Source organism: Flavobacterium potami (assembly GCF_020026915.1).
Classification (GTDB): domain Bacteria; phylum Bacteroidota; class Bacteroidia; order Flavobacteriales; family Flavobacteriaceae; genus Flavobacterium; species Flavobacterium potami.
In genome coordinates this window covers 196,353-215,711 of sequence record NZ_JAINUY010000009.1, presented here as the reverse complement: position 1 = coordinate 215,711, position 19,359 = coordinate 196,353, and the positions used below count along the sequence as shown (strand labels likewise).

The window sequence follows — 19,359 nt, the reverse complement described above, 5'->3', positions numbered from 1 at the left end:
CAAAGATGAATAAAAAGATAATCTTTAGTTTTCTGCTAGTTGTTGCGCTGTCTTTTACAGCCTGCGATGAATATCTAGATGTACAGCCTGGATCTGGCTTTACCCAAGCAGAAATTTTTAAATCAGAAAAAGACATTCAATCTGCTGTTGCGGGTGTGTATACGCTTATGCTTACAGATGATGCTTATGCGAACCGTGTTGCATTTGTTTTTAATACAAACACAGACGTAGAAATGTCTGGCGTTGCAACCAATACAGTAAACGGAAACGGTTCTGATATTGCCTGTTACGATCCAAAACCTTATTGGACTACTTTAAATGGTACTTGGAGCGCCATGTATAAAATTATCAATACGGCAAATGATGTTATTGAAGGAATTGAGAGTTCAGATTTGTATAAAGCAGATCCAAAAAATGCGCCTTCCAATATTATGCAGATGTATGGAGAAGTGAAAACGATTCGTGCTATGGTTTACTTAGATATGATTCGCATTTGGGGAGATGTTGTTTTTCGTACTAAATCTTCAACAGGAGATGAAAATTTTGCTGTCGGAACCACAGATCGAAATGTAATTCTTGAATTTTTAATTGACGATTTGAAGTCGGTTGAGCCTTTAATGAAAAATGCCAGCGAATTGGATTATGGAGTGGAACGCGCTTCTAGAAGTTTTAATCAAGGGTTGATCGGATTATTGGCGCTTACAAGAGGAGGGTGGACACTTCGCCCAGACGAAAACAATCCAGCCAGTATCGGACGCATGGAAAGAGGAACAAATCACGAGCAGTATTATGATACGGCAATTCAATATTTAGAAAAAGTAATTTTAGGCAGACAGCATGATTTAAAACTAGGTTTTAGAGATTTTTGGATGAAGCAGAATAATTGGGAAACTCCAGTCAATGATGACGTTATTTTCTCAATTCCAATGCTGAAAAACTCTACAGGTGAGTACGGTTATTTGGCAGGAATTCCGATTGTTGAAGGGAATCATCCTTACGGAAGTGCTTCAGGAACTCTTAGTTTATGTGGAGAATACCTTTATTCATTCGATAATAAAGATTTAAGAAGAGATGTTACTTGCGCACCGCTTTCATACGATCAAAATTTAAATCAAGTAATTCGTTTGGATTTGGCTCGTTTGGCTGTTGGGAAATGGTCTAAATTATGGATGAATGATCCGTTGGGAAGCACAAGCCAAAAAGGAACGGGAATCAATTATTCTTGGATGCGATTTGCAGATGTACTCTTAATGTACGCAGAAGCAGTAAACGAACGTTTTGGCCCTCGTGAAGATGCTAAGGAATGTTTAAGACGTGTGCGAAGAAGAGCTTTTGCTCAAGCTGATTGGGGAACCAAAGTAGATAATTATGTACTATCTAAATCATCACCAGATTTATTCTTTAAGGCTATAATGGATGAACGTAAATGGGAGTTTGGAGGAGAAAGCAAACGTAAATTTGATCTAGCACGTTGGAATAAATTTAGTGAAGTGGTTTACAATCAGTATTTTAAATTATACAATTGGGGGCGTGTCGCAAATGGAGCTTATGTGCCAGGCATCGACCAAGTTCCTGGAAGTATTTATTATAAAAACATTCCAGATCCAGTTAACTCGGGCAGAACAATTTTAGATATCAAAGGAATTGATGAAATTCTTCAGGCTCGCCCTGCTGGTTATACAGAACTTCCGTTTGCGGTAAGTTGGTATTCCTTAAACAACGACACGGCAAGTTACGAACCAAGAAACGATATCAAATGGAGCTTTAGAGGGTTTATCAATTACAACAATGCTTCATCGGTATCACCTACGGATCCATTACGTTATTTATGTCCTTATCCTTCAAAGGTAATTACAGATCATAGAGGAGCGATTCAAAATTATTATGGATTTAATTTTTAAATCAAGAAAAGCATGAAAAACTTTAAAAAAATACTTTATATATTGTCTCTTATAGGTTTAATTGCCTTCGGAGAAATGCTGGTATCTTGTGAGAACGATGAGTTTAAATATCCACAGGAACAAGATTTATTTCAGCCAAAATTCGTACTTACCGCTCCTTTAGTAAGAGGAAACTCAATTGCTGTTGTGTGGTATAAAGTCAATGATGCGGCATCTTATACCGTTGAGTTGCATTTAGACAATTATTACAAAAGCTTGTACAAATCGTACACGACAACAGACACACAACTCTTAATGGATGATATTCCGTATAAAACGCAGTTTTATGTAAGAGTAAGATCTAATCATGCTATAGATGGCCATAATTCGCAGTGGTCTTATACCAACGCATTGACAGAAGATCGTCCGCCGTTTGATGCTATTTTAAATGATGTAGAAAGAGTAAATGTAACCGAAACAGAAGTAACTGTAACTTGGGCTGTTTCTTCAAAAAATCCAGTCGATAGTATTTCTGTAGCTCCAGCACAATCTGCTGAAATTCCAGCAATCGGACGTAAATTAACGGCTTCTGAAATCAGTAAAGGTGAAGCAACTCTAACAGGTTTAGAAAAAAATACCTTATACAATCTTAACATCTTCGATAATAATAAACCAAGACGTTACGATAAACCGTATAATCAAGTTTCTTTCCGTTCTGCGGGACCATCACAGTCAACTATTATTGTTACAAAAGGTATGGATTTAGATGCTTTATTGAGAACAAACAACGATGATCCGACAATTCCAGAAGGAACAGAATATTTCTTAGAAGCAGGTTCTTTGTTTAAAATTACACCTTTCACAATCTCAAAAGGATTTAAATTGACAGGTGGAACGGAGGGAGAACGTCCACAGATTGAAATGAACGGAAACTGGAACATTACCGAAGGTTCGTATTTGTCGGAATTGGTTTTTGAAAACATTCGTTTTTATCAGACGATCGATGCTAGTTATTTCTTTAATAGTGGTACCGCTTGGAAAATAGATAAAATTACTTTCTACAACTGTGTTTTTAATTATTTCAAACGTGGATTCTGGAGACATCAAGGAAACGGAAAATACAAAGAAATTGGCGTGTTTGATATGAGCTACTGTACATTCGATCAGGTTGGAGGACATACAGGACCTTACGGGACATTTGTCTTTGGTTCTGCTGGAGCAGATAACGTAAAGAAAGCCAAATTCGCAAACTGTACTTTCATGAGAGATTATTATCAAACAACAGATAAAAATAGAAACTTTAAAAACTTGTTTGATTATGGTACTTCGGCTTATCCAATTCAACTAGAATATCAAAATATTACGCTTTATGATTATGCCTATAACAGAGCATTAATCAATATACCGAATGCTGTGGGATCTACTTTGATCTTTAAGAATGTATTAATGGCATCTGCTTGCGGTAAAGTAATCCAAGCAATTGCGGCCAATACGCCAACAACATACGGAAACAATTATACAACTACCGACTATCTATTAGGGGCTTCTGCAATTCAGGGAACCGATCTAGGTATAAGCGCACAAAATTTATTTGTTGATCCTGCAAATGGTAATTTGATGATTAAAGATCCAAATTCACCAATTGTTACCAATAAAGTAGGAGACACAAGATGGTTACCTTAAGTTCTTAAGTTTTGTTAATTAAGTGGTTTCAGTACTTTCATGAAGTATCCTTGTGGTTGAGGATACTTCAATGTACTGTCTTTTACAAATTAATAGAAGAAATTAAACTTTTAAAATGTCATAGCTTTTGTTGATGTTTTAATGAAGCGAATTATATAATAAAAATCAATACAATGAAATTCAAACAATTACTGCTCGCCTTCGGATTATTTTGGTATTTAGGAGCAGGTGCACAAGGCTGGAACGCTGACTTGGGAAATGGAAAATATAAAAACCCAATCTTACATGTAGATTACTCTGATCCCGATGTTTGCGTGGGAGAAGACGGTTATTACATGACGGCATCTAGTTTTAATAGTGTTCCTGGACTTCCTATTCTGCATTCCAAAGATCTTGTAAACTGGGAATTGGTTGGATATGCATTGCAAAATCTATTTCCGATAGAACATTATCGTACAGTTCGTCATGGCGATGGTGTTTGGGCTCCGTCTATTCGTTACCACAATGGGGAATATTTTATTTATTGGGGAGATCCTGATTTTGGAATATTTATGGTTAAAACTAAAAATCCAGCAGCTGTTTGGGAAGAACCGGTTTTGGTAAAAGAAGCAAAAGGAATTATAGATACTTGTCCGTTTTGGGATGAAGACGGAAAAGCTTATTTATCTTACGCTTTCGCGGGAAGTCGTGCCAATGTAAAAACAGTTTTAATGTTGTCTGAAATGGCACCAGACGGAACGAAACTAATAGGAAATCCTGCTTTAGTTTTTGATGGGCATAAAGGGCATACCACAGTTGAAGGTTCAAAAATATACAAGCGCGACGGTTATTATTGGATTATGGCTCCTGCAGGAGGTGTAAAACCAGGATGGCAATTGGCAATGCGTTCTAAAAATGTATGGGGACCTTATGAATTTAAAGTGGTTTTAAACCAAGGAGATTCTCCTGTAAATGGACCACATCAGGGAGGTTATGTCGAAACGCCAAACGGAGACGGATGGTTTTTACATTTTCAAGATCGTTGGGCTTACGGACGCGTTGTTCACTTACAACCTGTAACTTGGAAAGACGGCTGGCCAATTATGGGAAAAGATACCAATAAAGATGGGATTGGAGAACCTGTTATGGAATGGACCAAACCAAATGTAGGCAAAAATTATCCAGCAACACCATTAATTACATCCGATGAATTTAATAGTCATCAATTGGGTTTGCAATGGCAATGGCAAGCCAATCAGAATCCTGAGGAACATTGGGGCTGGTCATCGGCAAATCTTGGTTTTATGCGTCTGAATTGTATTCCGAGGAAAGAGGGAATTAAGACCATGTGGATGATGCCGAATCTGTTATTGCAAAAATTTCCAGGTGCCAATTTTACAACAACAACAAAATTGACTTTCGAAAATAACCCAGATGCAGGAGTATGCAGCTCAGGTTTGATTGTTTTTGGTGAAGATTACGCTTATATAGCAATTGAACAGGATAAAATGGGCAATTTGAATTTAGTACAACGCTCAATGAAAAGTGCGAGAACTTCTAAAGAAGCAGAGAAAGAAATCGCGTCAATTCCTGTAAATAAAAAAGAAGTGAGTTTGCGCGCCAAAGTAGAAATGGTTCAGAACAAAGAACCTTTTGATGCGAAAGTTACTTTTTATTATAGTTTGGATGGAAAGAATTTCAAAAAGTTAGGCGAATCGTTCAAACCTAGCGCAGGAAGATGGGTTGGTGCCAAAATTGGACTTTTTGCAACGGGATCTAAAACTATTAATGACAGCAGTTATGCCGATTATGATTGGTTTAGAGTTGAAGAAAATTAAGAGATTATGAAACATAAAATGAAATATTGTTTTCTTGCTTTGTTCGTTGGTTTGACTTCTTTTGGACAATCAAATTCAACAGATAAAAAGAATTAGCTCCAATTGAATGGGCAGTAAAAATGGCCGATTCAGATCAGAAACGTGTTCCAAATCCAGTGTTTTTGGATGGAGTAAAATATCCGAAATGGAATTATACCAATGGTTTGGTGGCATTGGCCAATCAGAAATTGTATGATTATAACAAGAATCAAAAATATTGGGATTACGGAGTTTCTTATGCCGAACAATTGATTGATAAAGATGGAAATATTCAAGGCGGATATGAAATCGAAAAATACAGTTTAGATCTGGTAAATTCAGGAAAAATACTTTTTGAGATTTATAAAAAGACAAACGATTCCCGTTATAAAATCGCAATGGATGTTTTACACAAACAATTAGAAGGACATCCAAGAAATTCTGACGGAGGTTATTGGCACAAAAAAAGTTATCCATGGCAAATGTGGCTGGATGGCGTTTATATGGCAGATCCTTTTTCAGCACAATACGGACAAGTTTTTAATGTTCCAAAAGCAATTGACGATGCAATTTTGCAAGTAGAATTAATTCAGAAACACACTTTTGATGCTAAAACAGGTTTGAATTTTCATGGTTACGATGAAAAACGCGCTCAATTCTGGGCCAACAAAACTACAGGAACTTCATCACATATTTGGGGACGTGCGCAAGGTTGGTATTGCATGGCTTTGGTTGATATTTTGGACTTTGTTCCAGAAAATCATCCCAAACGTAAAGAGGTAATAAAAATAGTTCAACAGGTTTTTGATGCCGTTCTAAAAGCGCAAGATTCGAAAACAGGAGTTTGGTGGCAAGTAATGGATCAGCCGGGAAGAAAAGGCAATTATCTCGAATCGACTTGTTCTACAATGTTTGTGTATTCATTTACCAAAGCGTACAACAAAGGCTATTTGGGCAAAAAGTTTTTGAAATCGGCACAAAAGGGCTTTCAAGGAATTCAGAAAGAATTTATAAAAGACAATACAGACGGAACCATTTCGATTACAAAATGTTGCGCTGTTGCAGGATTAGGAGGTAAAAACCCCGAAGATAGAAACGGTTCATTCGAATACTATATTTCAGAACCTATAAGAGAAGACGATGCAAAAGCGGTTGGACCTTATATTCTTGCTGGCATTGAATTACAAAAAGTTCTAGACAAAAAATAATGTTTCAAAATTACAATCGATTATGATAAAAATTAAAAACACGCTTCTGATAACAGCATTTCTTCTTACGACTTTAGTTGGCTTTAGTCAAAAGAAAGGAAGTTCAAATAAGCCTGATGCCTCTTTGAAGATTCCTTTTAAAATGCCAGAAGTTCAAATTCCGAAGTTCAAAAGTGATACGCTAAATATTGTTGATTTTGGCGCAGTTCCCAATACAGAACAGCTTTGTACAAATGCCATTAATTCGGCAATTGAAAAATGTTCGAAATCTGGCGGAGGAGTTGTAGTAATTCCTGCGGGACTTTGGACAACAGGACCAATAAAGCTGAAAAGCAATGTAAATCTACATACTCAAAATGGTGCTTTTGTTTCTTTTTCAAGCGATTTAAAACAATACAAATTGATAGAATCGTATTTCGAAGGAAATAAGGTCATTCGTTGCGAATCGCCTATTATGGGAATCGATTTAGAAAACATCGCCATTACAGGTCAAGGAATTTTTGACGGAAACGGTGCGGTATGGAGACCAGTTAAAATCGGTAAAATGACGGCTGGACAATGGAGCGATTTAGTTAACTCTGGTGGCGTTTTGTCTAAGGATGGTAAAATTTGGTATCCATCAAAAGGCGCTTATGAAGGGAATGAGGAACGAAACAAATTGCCTAAAAAAGAAACTGTAGAAAATATGGAACCTTACAAAGAAGCGCTTCGTCCCGTTATGGTAAGTTTGGTGAATTGTAAAAAACTGCTTTTAGACGGTGTTACGTTTCAAAACTCTCCTGCGTGGAATGTCAATCCGTTAATGTGTGAACATCTTACTTTGCGCAACTTAACGATTCGTAATCCGTGGTATTCTCAAAATGGAGACGGTTTAGATTTAGAATCTTGCAGAATCGGAACGGTAACCAATTGTCGTTTTGATGTTGGAGACGATGCCATTTGTATCAAATCTGGAAAAGATAAAGAAGGAAGAGACCGAGCAAAACCAACAGAATTATTTGTAATTACAGATTGTGTGGTGTATCACGCACATGGAGGTTTTACCATTGGAAGCGAAATGTCTGGAGGTGTAAAAAACATTTATGCTAAAAACCTAACCTTTAACGGAACAGATTGTGGACTTCGTTTTAAATCGGTTAGAGGTCGTGGTGGTGTTGTGGAGAATATTTGGATGGAAGACATTCGTATGAATAATATTCCAACAGACGCCATTAATTTCAACTTGTATTATTTTGGAAAATCATTATCTGAAGATAAAGAAACAGGAGAAGTAACGGTGGCTAAAGAACCTATTACAGAGGAAACACCAGCCTTTAAAAATATGTATTTTAAAAACATTTCTGTAAATGGTGCGGCTCAGGCTTTAAAAATTATGGGAATTCCAGAAATGCCAGTTGCCAATATCGAATTTGAAAATATGATTATCCGTTCAGATGTTGGTGTTCAGTTAAATTATGCAAGCAAAATTGCTTTTAAAAATCTTGATTTAAGATTAGATAAACCTGGAATTGCAGTAAGTTTTTCAAATAGTAAAAATGTGAGTTTGGACGGACTTAAATCGACTGGAGAAAATCAGATGTTTTGGGTTGGAGGTTTAGAAACAAAAGATATTTCATTAAAAACCAATGGAAAGAAAATAATTCTGAATAAAGACCTAAAAGTTTTAGAATCCATAAAAGATGAGGTAAAAGTGGTAAACTAAAGAAATACAACATGATACTAATCAAATTTATAACAGCTTCGATTTTCTTTCTGAATTTTTCATATAAAAGTGATTCGATAAAAACTCCAATTAAAGAAATTCCAAAAGAAGTTAAATCTTATGACATTATTGTGGATGCCAATGGAAAAGGAGATTTTAAAACAGTGCAAGAAGCTTTTAATGTTGTGCCTTTATTTAAAACTTCACAAACTAAAATTTTTGTAAAAAACGGTATTTATAAGGAAAAACTAGAATTGGCTTTGAACAAAAACAATGTAACGTTGATTGGAGAAAGCAAAGAAAAAGTAATTCTAACTTACGATGATTATGCTTCAAAATCAAATGGAGCAGGAGGAACAATCGGAACTTCTGGATCAGCAAGTTTTATTGTTACAGGAAATGGTTTTAAAGCACAGAATATTACGTTTGAAAACTCTTCTGGTCCTGTTGGACAAGCGGTTGCCGTAAGAATCGATGGAGATAGAATCATTTTTGAAAATTGTAAATTTTTAGGTTTCCAAGATACTTTATATCCGAGAGAAAGTGCCAGCAGACAATATTATAAAAACTGTTATATAGAAGGAACAACAGATTTCATTTTTGGCGGTTCAACCGTACTTTTTGAGGATTGTGAAATCTTCTCTAAAAAAGGTGGTTCATATATTACGGCAGCAAATACACCAGAATCCAATCCATACGGATTTGTATTCTTAAACTGTAAACTAACTGCAAATTCTGGAGACAACTCTTATTTCTTGGGAAGACCTTGGAGAAATTATGCGAGAACTGTATTTATAAAATGCGATATGGGTTCACATATAAAACCACTCGGATGGAATAATTGGGGAAAATCAGAAGTGGAGAAAACAGCTTTTTATGCCGAATACCAATCAACAGGAGTAGGAGCAAATACTGCTTCACGAGCTAATTGGTCTCATCAACTATCAACAGAACAATTTAAAAAAGAATATTCGATGAAAGCGATTTTTAAAGATTGGAAACCGAATTGAGTTTTTTACCATTAAGAGATTAAGGTTAAGGTTTAACATAAAGCTTAATTTTCTTCTTACCATTAAAAAATGAAGTAAATTAAGCTTTAAGACAGGCTGAGCTTAACTCTCTTAATATCTTAATGGTAGAAAACAAAAAACATTGCGTAACGATATTTAATCAATAGAAATGATAATAATTCAAAACAGAAAATTTCAAAGAATGGAAACCGAATTGAGTTTTTTACCATTAAGAGATTAAGGCATTAAGGTTTAGCATAAAGCTTAATTTTTCTTCTTACCATTAAGAAATGAAGTAAATTAAGGTTTAAGACAAAGCTGAGCTTAACTCTCTTAATACCTTAATGGTAGAAAACAAAAAACATTGCGTAACGATATTTAATCAATAGAAATGATAATAATTCAAAACAGAAAATTTCAAAGATTGGAAACCGAATTGAGTTTTTTACCATTAAGAGATTAAGGTATTAAGGTTTAGCATAAAACTTAATTTTCTTCTTACCATTAAGAAATGAAGTAAATTAAGCTTTAAGACAGGCTGAGCTTAACTCTCTTAATATCTTAATGGTAGAAAACAAAAAACATTGCGTAACGATATTTAATCAATAGAAATGATAATAATTCAAAACAGAAAATTTCAAAGAATGGAAACCGAATTGAGTTTTTTACCATTAAGAGATTAAGGCATTAAGGTTTAGCATAAAGCTTAATTTTTCTTCTTACCATTAAGAAATGAAGTAAATTAAGGTTTAAGACAAAGCTGAGCTTAACTCTCTTAATACCTTAATGGTAGAAAACAAAAAACATTGCGTAACGATATTTAATCAATAGAAATGATAATAATTCAAAACAGAAAATTAAAGACAGTATTTATTTGGATTTTCATCTTATTTCTTCAAAAGATGAATGCGCAATATTTGGAGGGACTTACTCAAGTTAGGGATACTTCTTTCAATAACAAAAGCGCTTTCAAGAAAACATTAAAGTATTTCCCAAACACGACTTTGGTTCCCGAAATGCATTTTGATGCTGTTGTGCAGAAGAACGATATTGTGTACTGCAGTTACGGAAAACGTAAAATGAAACTCGATGTTTTTTTCAATAAAAATAAAAAGGAAAAACAAACAGCTATTATCCTAATTCATGGAGGAGGATGGCGATCTGGAAGCAAAGAGCAACACCATCAAATGGCGCAGAAATTAGCAAGTCTGGGTTATGTTTGTTTTACACCAGAATACCGACTTTCTACAGAAGCGCTTTTTCCCGAAGCGATTTACGATCTTAAAGCTTCTATTCGCTGGGTAAGAGAAAATGCAGCAAAATATAATGTAAATCCGAATCAAATTGTTTCTCTCGGATTTTCTGCTGGAGGACAATTAGCTGCTTTTATGGGAGTAACGGGAAATATGCCTTTGTTTGAAGGAGAAATTAATAATTCAAAATCCAAATCTCAAATCAATGCCATAGTTGATATAGACGGAACGTTATCGTTTGTTCATCCTGAAAGTAGTGAAACAAAGGATCCTAAAAATTTTGGAGCAAGTGCGCAGTGGATTGGCTATTCCATGAAAGACAATCCAAAACTTTGGGAAGTGGCTTCTCCTTTGACTTTTGTAAGCGCTTCAACTCCGCCAACATTGTTTATTAATAGTTCGATTCCAAGAATGCACGCAGGAAGAGACGATTTCAGAAAGGTTTTAACGGAAAACGGAATCTATTCTGAAGTTCACGAATTTGAGAATTCACCACATACTTTTTGTCTTTTCAATCCTTGGTTTGAACCGACAATTCAATACATAGATCAATTTTTAACTAGAGTTTTTAAATAAAGAATTTATGAAATCAAGATGTATTATTTCCATTTTCTGTATGATTTTAGCATTTGCTATAATGTCTTTTATGAAGCCAAAACCGAGAACTACGGTTTATTTAATTGGCGATTCGACTGTAGCCGATTATGCTAATAATTACGAGGAAGGAAAAGATTATAAGAAAACCCGATATCCAGTTACAGGTTGGGGGCAGGTTTTTCAGCAGTTTTTTGTCAAAGATAGTTTGAAGAAAATAGACAAACTGATTAAAACAGACAGTGTTTTTGTAGATGATCGAGCCAGAGGTGGACGCAGTACACGAATTTTTTTTCAGGAAGGAAGATGGCGTTCGGTTTATGATAATCTAAAGAAAGGAGATTTAGTTCTAATGCAGTTTGGGCATAACGATGCTGCTGAAGACCGACCAGAAAGATATGTAAATATTGAAGGTTATAAAGAATTTCTAAGATTGTTTATTGAACAAACCCAAGCAAAAGGAGCAAAACCAATTCTGATTACTCCTGTTGCCAGAAACTTTCCATGGAAGGACGGACAACTACAAAATATTCACGGTTTATATCCACAGGCCGTAAAAGATGTTGCCAAAGAAATGAATGTATTATGTATTGATTTAACCCAAAAATCAATTGACTTTTTTACAAAAAAAGGACAGTCTTATGTAAGTGAAAACTACTTCATGAATTTTAAAGGAGGCATATATGAAGCCTATGCTGACGGACAAAAAGACAATACCCATTTTCAAACTAAAGGAGCTATAGAAGTAGCCAGATTAGTTTTTGAAGGAATGAAAGAATTAAACTAAAATTTTATATCAACTATCAAAAGGGTTTGAAAAACAAGAAAAAACTCTTTTGAAAACTATTACTAACTAAAACCATATTTAAACCAAAATGAAAAAACAATTTATTTACCTATTCCTCATACTGTTTACAGTCATGGGGTACTCTCAGACTATTGAGAGAATTGAAGCTGAAAAGTTCAATCAGGCTTCGGGAGCTAGAACCGAAACAAATGCTTCTCTTTCGGGAGGAGGAAACGTAGGTTACATTAAAAATAATACATGGATTAAATTTAATGCCGTCAATTTTACTGAATTTGTAACTCGCTTCGATATCGCAGCAGCGGGCGCAACCGGAGGAACTATTGAACTCAGATTAGGGTCGGAAACAGGAACTTTAATTGGAACCGCTACAGTTTCAGGAAGTACAAGTTTTACTGATTATAAGAAGTTTTCTGCTGCAATTCAATCCACAACAGGAACTTATGACTTAGTCTTGGTTTTTAAGCATCCAACCAATACAGGATATTTATTTAATCTCGATTATCTCGAAAAAATAACAGACAACCCAAATGCCGTTACACACAAATTGACTGTAGATGTAAATCCGATATCTTCTGGATCTGTTACGCTTAATCCAGCTGGAACTACATTTGTAAAAGGAACTGAAATTAAGTTGACAGCCAATAAAAATTTTGGTTTCAATTTTAAACAATGGGTAGATGATAAAGGAGCTGTAGTTTCAACTGCCAATCCGTTAACTTATACCATTGATGCAGACGCGACACTAATCGCACAATATGATGCTGTTGCAACTTATACCTTAAATGTTACTACAAACGGAGCTTTTGGTTTGGGAGATTATACCATTTCTCCGGCAGGAAAAGATGGTGCTTTTTCGGTTTATGAAAGCGGTACCAATGTGATGATTACAGCGGTTGAAAATGATATTATAAAATTCAGTAATTGGTCTGATGGTTCAACGTCGCTCAGTACTTCTGTAGTGATGAATGAAAACAAAACTGTTACAGGAACTTATGCCAATCAGACTTTTATTGCAGGATGGACATTCAAAAATGATCAATATGCCAATCCGAGAGTGGCCGAATTGTATTCTAAAGTAGTGAACAAGCCACAATTATTTGCTTATAACGTAGCAGATAATGTTTTTGCGCCAAATGTAAGACTTCAAAACAGAGGCGGTAAAAATGGCTTTTGTGTTTGGAATACAGAAAGAGGGAATCTCTATTATTTTATGACAACACTTTCTACAGTGGGGTATAAAAACATCAACGTTGCGTCAGGATTACTAGGCTATTATTACGGTTGTGATGAATGGACATTTCAATATTCGTTAGATGGAGTAAATTTTGTAAATGTTTCTTCTTTAACAACAATCAATACGAATACAATTACCAATATCGGCGGTATTCTTCCCGCTGAAGCAGAAGGAAAAGAGAAAATCTATTTAAGATGGTTTCCTAATATCAACGGACCAAAACACGGATCAGCAATTGATGTTACGGCTACTATTTTATCTAATTTAATGATTAAAGCCGATGAGGTTTTGGTTACAGATGCAGTACCGCCAGTTTTAGAATCTTCATTTCCATCTGAAGCGGCAAGTTCTGTTGCTGCTAACGGAAGCATCATTCTAAATTATAACGAGCAAGTTCAATTTGGAACTGGAAATGCCGTTTTAAATGGTAAAAATCTAAGCGCTGAATTTGTAAACAAAACAGTAAAGTTTAGTTATTTCGGATTAGAATATAACAAGCAATATACTTTTACGCTTCCAGCAGGATTTGTAAAAGATCTTTCTGGAAATGATGGACCAGCGCTTACCTTGTCTTTTAAAACAATGGAAAAGCCAATTCCAACAAAACGTAAATTTGATTTAATCGTAGATGCCGATGCCACTGCCGATCAAATTGCTTCAGGAAAATATGTAAAAACAATAGCAGAAGCTTTTAATGCTGCGCCTAATAATTCGGCATCAAGATTTTTGGTATTAATTACAAACGGAACTTATAATTTGGGTGGAGATGGAACAAATCCGCAGGATATTGTTTTGAAACTTCCATCAGGGAAAAATAACGTTTCATTGGTTGCGCAGTCTAAAGACAAAGTAATTCTACAAGGAAATCCAGGATGGGGAATTAAAAATGCCGTTCTTTCTATTGAAGCTAATGATTTGTACATGGAAAATGTAACCATCGAACACAAAGATGGAATCACAACTTCTGGACAAAGACCCGCTTTAAATCCTGCTGGAGATCGAAATGTCTATAATGGAGTTCGTCTTAGAAGTAAACAAGATACACAGGTTAAAGGAGGAAAAAGAAGTTTTTACTACAAATCGACCATAGAAGGCGATGTTGATTTTATCTGTGGTGGCGGAACACATTGGTTTGAAGAATGTAAATTGGTTTCGGTTGCTTCAGGATATATTGTAGCACCAAATCATGATACGGCTACGCAGTACGGTTATATTTTTAATAACAATACGATTACTGCTTCAACAAGTTATTATTTAGGACGCCCTTGGCAAAATGCTCCAAGAGCGGTTTATTTAAACACAAAAATGATCAACGAACCCAATACAGCAGGTTGGGCAAGTATGGGAACAGTTCCGGCACTTTTTGCAGAATACAATAGTGTAAACGGAAACGGAATTGCCGTTAATACAGATAACAGAACTAATATATTTACAGTAAACGGTGTAGCACAGACAGGAAACTACAATCCAGTTTTAACTAAAGCACAGGCCGATCAATATACCATAGAAAATGTTCTAAGCGGTACAGACAAATGGGATCCGCGTGTTGTAGTAGAGCAGGTAGCAAAACCAGCGAATCTTATTGTTTCAGAAAAAAATACTTTAAAATGGGATGAGAATAAATACGCAATGTGTTATGTAATTAGTAAAGACGGTAAAATCTTAACAATTACTACAGAGCCTACTTTTTTAGATGCTTCTACAACAGCAGGAACATTCAGTTACACTATTCAAGCGGCAAACGAATATGGCGGATTAAGTGACGTAAGTACAATTTCGATGTCTATTAATGGAGGAGCAACTAAGTCTTCGATTACGTATGTAAACTCTATCGACAATACTCCTTTAGCAGGATTAACTCCAATAGAATATACGGAAGGAACTTTGCAGACTTTACCAGCACCAACTTTAAATGGCTATACTTTTTTTGGATGGTCGGCTTCGGCATCACAACCAAATTCAATTAAAGAAATTGCAACGACTGTTACTGGAAATCAAACTTTCTATGCTTTCTGGGGAACAGCAGGAAATAACAAACCTGATGAAGTAACTCCTCCAGGTAATTTTGATTATGATTTTACAGCGGCAGTAAATAAAAACTGGGATAACGGCGCCAATTTTAATCCGGCGGAAATGCCAGTTGCGGGTAAAACTGTTTCTTGTACAAAAGAAATAGAAACAACAGGAACCGTTTTTCCTGCTGATATGACTTTTTCTGGCGCAGGAACACTTCGTTTGAGAGGTGCTCACAAAGCTTCGGGAACATTGACTTTTAAAGAAGGAACACGAGTGTATTACAATACAAGTGGAGCAGGTATGACTTTAGAAGCGCCGATAGTTATTTCTGGAAATGTAAAGTTCGAAATGATTTCAGGTATTGCCAATCAAACGATAATGACGTTAAGTGGACCAGTTTCAGGAAGCGGTACAGTTTCACCATTAAATACAGGTCAAGGTGTAAATGCAAATACAGGGACTTTACTTTTAAAAGGAGACAACAGCGAGTTTATTGGAATTTGGGATTTAACTCAGAAAAGCACCAAATTTCCAACATTAAATTATCCGATTGTTATTGAAGGAGCTTCAGCAAATGCTTTTGGTTCGGGAACAATTAATATCAGTAAAGAGAATTCGGTTATTTTCAGTCATGAACGTGCCGCTGGATCGAACTTAAATTTGAATATTTCGGAAAATGGTAAAGCTTCATTAAATACCGTTTTAAATGTGCAAAAACTTACGATTAACGGAGTAGATTTTAAAGAAGGAACTTACGACAAAACATCGAATCCAGAATTCTTTATTGGCGAAGGAAAAATCGAAGTTAAGAAAGAAGCAACTGGCGGAGGAACTGAAACTGTTCCTGCATTTCCTGGAGCTGAAGGTTACGGAAAATATGTAACAGGAGGCCGTGGCGGAAAGGTAATTTATGTTACCAATCTAAATGATTCAGGAACGGGATCTCTTCGTGATGCCATTAATCAGGCGGGACCAAGAATTGTGGTTTTTAAAGTTTCTGGAAATATTGAATTAAAAAGCGAATTGAATGTTACGGACAATATCACAATTGCTGGACAAACAGCTCCTGGAGGCGGAATTACTTTAAAAGATTATAACGTTAAGGTGAGAGGAAATAATGTTATTTTGCGTTACTTACGCTTTAGAATGGGAGATACTCATGATGTAGAAAATGATGCTTTAGGAGGACGTTTTCAAAAGAATATTATTGTAGATCACTGTTCAATGAGTTGGTCTACGGACGAATGTGTTTCTTTTTATCAAAATGAAAACTTCACTTTGCAATGGTGTATTATTTCTGAAAGTTTAAGAAATTCTGTTCACGCTAAAGGAGCACACGGATATGGTGGTGTTTGGGGAGGAAAAAATGCGTCATTTCATCATAATTTATTAGCACATCATGACAGTAGAAATCCGAGATTAGGAGAATACGCGAATGATATTTTTGCTAAAACCGATTTAGTAGACATTCGTAATAACGTGATTTACAATTGGGGAGGAAACAGCTGTTATGGTGGAGATGCCATGAATGTCAATTTGGTAAACAATTATTGGAAACCAGGTCCTGGAACTTCAAATTCTACTAAAGAACGTATTTTATCCACAGGAAGAAGTTTGGATACAACTTCACCATTATACGGAATTTGGGGTAAATATTATGTTGATGGCAATTATGTCGTAGGATCTGAGAGAGCCACACAAGACAACTGGACGTATGGTGTTTATAGTCAGTTTCACGGCAGCCAGCTTCCGGTAAGTGATGCTGATAAAGCTTCAATCAAAATTAGTGCACCACACGCTTTCGGAGAAATCACAACTCATAGCGCGACAAAAGCTTATGAATTGGTTTTAGAAAATGCTGGAGCAAATTTATTTAGAGATGCTGTAGATAAAAGAGCAGTAGACGATGCTCGTTCTGGAAAAGCAAGTATTATGAATGGCGGTAATGGAAGTACAAACGGTTACATCGATACACCATCTGCAACTGGTGGATGGCCTGTTTTACCTACGGGTACAGCGCCTGTTGATACAGACGGAGACGGTATGCCAGATGCTTGGGAAACCGAAAAAGGATTAAATCCTGCAAGTGCAGCCGATGGAAATTTAAAAACAGTTGATGGCGTTTACACGAATATCGAAGTTTATATCAACAGTTTGGTCAATCACCTAACTTCTGTGCAAAATGGTACTTTAGATGTGTATGTAAATCCGCAGAATTTTGTTGAAAAATACAACGCCGCTGAAAACGGAACTAGATTTATCATGGCAAGCGGTACTTATACTACAACTGCAGATCTTGCGGTTAAAAATCATAAATATACTTTTATTCCTGATGAAAATGCAAAACCTGTTTTTGCTGGATCGTTTGCATCAGATAATCCAGAAATTGTTTCAGGAAGTTTTAGTTTCACTGGGGTTGATTTCGATTTGACAAATGCTGGTGCTAATGTACTGCAATTGAAAAAAGGCGCAAGTGTATCAAGTTTCGAAATTAAAAATGCGTCTATAAAAGGAATCAAACAAAGTTTATTAATAGCAGATGGAGCTAGCGAAAGTCCTATTTCAAAAATTGTTTTAGATAATTGTATTATTGATGGAAGTGCGACGACTGGAGGCAGTTTTATTCAACCAGATTCGCATATTGTAAATTCTATTTCGGTTAAGAATTCGACTATTTTCAACTATGAAAAAGGAAATAATTTTATAATTCTTCAAAACAAAAATGCTGCAACAGAAACGGTAAATATTACTTTTGAAAGCAATACGATTTATAATGCTGGGACGCAAACTGGAAATGGTTTGGTAGTTGTCGATAATCAATATAATGCAGCATCTACTTATTCTTTCAAAAATAACATTGTACAGGACGAACGCGACAATCCAAAACCGATTTATTTGTTCAATTCTAACCATGCTAACGGAGCAGGAAAAGTAGTTTTAGACAATAATCTTTTGGTTGGAGTTTCTTCTCAAACAGTTAAAGGAACAGTTACAGTTAGTGAAACCAATGTTAAAACTTTAATTGTTTTAGGGTTAACATCACTTGTATATCCAAACCCATCACAAGGAAATTTCAGTTTTTCTAAAAATTCTCCTTTAGCGAAAGCTTCTTTAGAAGGAACGGCTTTAGGAGATCCAAGATGGTTAAAGGCAGATGCTAAATTTTCTAAGATAAGTTACCTGAATTCTATTGATGGAAAAGCCATAACTCTTTCTCCGACAGAATATATGGAAGGAGCTGTAACCAACTTAAAAACGCCAAAATTAGAAGGTTATACCTTTTTTGGATGGTCAGCTACAGCAACTACACCAGGATTATTGAAAACCATTCCCGCAACAGCAACTGGTGATCAAACATTTTACGCTTTCTGGGGAGAAGGTGGAAATAATAAACCTGATCCGAAACCAGTCGTAAAATCCAGTGTTTCTTATTTGAATTCAATTGATGGAAAAGCTATTACAGGTTTAACTCCAATAGAATATACGGAAGGTACAGCATTAACATTGCCGGTTCCAACCTTGAAAGACTATACATTCTTTGGATGGTCAACTTCGGAAACGACGCCAAATACAATAAAAGAAATAGCAATTACAGCGACAGGAAATCAGACTTTCTATGCTTTTTGGGGAGTTGGAGGAAATAACAAAAAGGATGAGGTAATTCCGCCTACTTTCTATACTGTTTCTTATTTGAATTTGCCATCAGGAGCTGTAAACCCAAATAAAACCAGTATACAGACAGGAACGACTTTTACTTTAGAAGCAGCGCAATGTACAGGATATCGCTTTATGGGTTGGTATACTGATGCTTTATACAGTAAAGAAATAGCTGGATTCAGTGCCACTCAGAAAGATAATTTTACACTTTATGGACGTTGGAAAAAGCTTGGTGAATTTTTTGTTTTTCCAACTGTTACTTCAGGAAAATTGACACTGCAATCCAGTACAGAATTTGACCGTTTGGCGATTTTCAGTATGACTGGACTTTTGGTAAAACAAGTAGATCTAATTGGGGCAGAAATGGAAATTTCGGTCTCTGATCTGCCTTCAGGAAGTTATTTTATTAAAAGTCTTAAAACAGGAAATTCTACCAGAATTATTGTAAAATAAATTATAGTTCGGGATGAAAATAAGAT

9 protein-coding genes are annotated in these 19,359 nt (G+C 35.6%); all 9 read left to right on the top strand.

The features are described from left to right. The first annotated feature begins 5 nt into the window (after positions 1 to 5). The 9 genes from K6T82_RS22485 (at position 6) to K6T82_RS22445 (ending at position 19,333) form a co-directional block, all read left to right on the top strand. Positions 6 to 1,901 carry a RagB/SusD family nutrient uptake outer membrane protein gene (locus tag K6T82_RS22485; RefSeq protein WP_223710957.1) on the top strand — a complete coding sequence of 632 codons (1,896 nt, stop codon included), beginning with the start codon at positions 6 to 8 and terminating at the stop codon, positions 1,899 to 1,901. Between the two features lie 12 nt (positions 1,902 to 1,913). Continuing rightward, positions 1,914 to 3,563, top strand: a complete 1,650-nt coding sequence (locus K6T82_RS22480; RefSeq protein ID WP_223710955.1) for a DUF5123 domain-containing protein — start codon at positions 1,914 to 1,916, stop codon at positions 3,561 to 3,563. Between the two features lie 173 nt (positions 3,564 to 3,736). Beyond that, complete coding sequence (locus K6T82_RS22475; protein ID WP_223710952.1) at positions 3,737 to 5,380, top strand: glycoside hydrolase family 43 protein; 1,644 nt, start codon at positions 3,737 to 3,739, stop codon at positions 5,378 to 5,380. Positions 5,381 to 5,499: 119 nt separating this feature from the next. Beyond that, positions 5,500 to 6,606, top strand: coding sequence for a glycoside hydrolase family 88/105 protein (locus K6T82_RS22470; protein WP_223710950.1), 1,107 nt, complete (start codon positions 5,500 to 5,502; stop codon positions 6,604 to 6,606). A 22-nt stretch (positions 6,607 to 6,628) separates the two neighbouring features. Then, entirely contained in the window at positions 6,629 to 8,308 is a 1,680-nt protein-coding gene (locus K6T82_RS22465) for a glycoside hydrolase family 28 protein (RefSeq protein ID WP_223710948.1), read from the top strand. Between the two features lie 11 nt (positions 8,309 to 8,319). Further along, positions 8,320 to 9,318, top strand: coding sequence for a pectinesterase family protein (locus K6T82_RS22460; protein WP_223710946.1), 999 nt, complete (start codon positions 8,320 to 8,322; stop codon positions 9,316 to 9,318). A gap of 902 nt (positions 9,319 to 10,220) precedes the next feature. Continuing rightward, positions 10,221 to 11,147 (top strand): alpha/beta hydrolase, encoded by a 927-nt coding sequence (locus tag K6T82_RS22455; RefSeq protein ID WP_223710944.1) that lies wholly within the window; start codon positions 10,221 to 10,223, stop codon positions 11,145 to 11,147. A 7-nt stretch (positions 11,148 to 11,154) separates the two neighbouring features. Continuing rightward, positions 11,155 to 11,952 carry a rhamnogalacturonan acetylesterase gene (locus K6T82_RS22450; RefSeq protein ID WP_223710942.1) on the top strand — a complete coding sequence of 266 codons (798 nt, stop codon included), beginning with the start codon at positions 11,155 to 11,157 and terminating at the stop codon, positions 11,950 to 11,952. A gap of 88 nt (positions 11,953 to 12,040) precedes the next feature. After that, positions 12,041 to 19,333, top strand: a complete 7,293-nt coding sequence (locus tag K6T82_RS22445; protein WP_223710939.1) for a pectinesterase family protein — start codon at positions 12,041 to 12,043, stop codon at positions 19,331 to 19,333. Positions 19,334 to 19,359: the final 26 nt, after the last annotated feature.